The following is a 773-nucleotide window of genomic DNA, read 5'->3' as shown; positions in this document are numbered from 1 at the left end:
GGCCACGTTGACCACGGTAAAACTACACTAACTGCAGCAATCACTAACGTACTTGCAAAAGTATACGGCGGTGTTGCTAAAGATTTCGCATCAATCGACAACGCTCCTGAAGAGCGCGAACGTGGTATCACTATTTCAACGTCTCACGTTGAATACGATACTCCTTCACGTCACTACGCACACGTAGATTGTCCTGGTCACGCCGATTATGTTAAAAACATGATCACTGGTGCTGCTCAAATGGACGGCGCGATCTTAGTAGTTGCTGCGACTGATGGCCCTATGCCACAAACGCGTGAGCACATCCTTCTTTCTCGTCAAGTTGGCGTTCCTTACATCATCGTGTTCATGAACAAATGTGACATGGTAGATGACGAAGAGCTACTTGAACTAGTAGAAATGGAAGTTCGTGAACTTCTTTCAGAATACGATTTCCCAGGTGATGACTTACCTCTAATTGCTGGTTCTGCGCTTAAAGCGTTAGAAGGCGAGAAAGAGTGGGAAGATAAGATTGTTGAGCTTGCAAACGCACTTGATACTTACATCCCAGAGCCAGAGCGTGACATCGATAAGCCTTTCATCATGCCTATCGAAGACGTTTTCTCAATCCAGGGTCGTGGTACTGTTGTAACTGGTCGTGTTGAAGCTGGTATCATCCGCATCAATGACGAAGTAGAAATTGTTGGTATCAATGATACAACTCGTTCTACTTGTACTGGTGTTGAAATGTTCCGTAAGCTTCTAGACGAAGGTCGTGCTGGCGAAAACATCGG

General features: G+C 45.5%; 1 protein-coding gene. It reads left to right on the top strand.

Features of this window, described 5'->3' with window-relative positions:
• Positions 1–773, top strand: a 773-nt coding sequence (locus I6E70_RS20545; protein ID WP_197189500.1) for an elongation factor Tu, incomplete at both ends; no start/stop codon positions are given.

This window comes from Pseudoalteromonas sp. NGC95 (genome assembly GCF_015864705.1).
In the GTDB taxonomy this organism is placed as follows: domain Bacteria; phylum Pseudomonadota; class Gammaproteobacteria; order Enterobacterales; family Alteromonadaceae; genus Pseudoalteromonas; species Pseudoalteromonas arctica.
The sequence above is the reverse complement of the archived record's forward strand: the minus strand, read 5'-3'. Positions and strand labels throughout refer to the sequence as shown.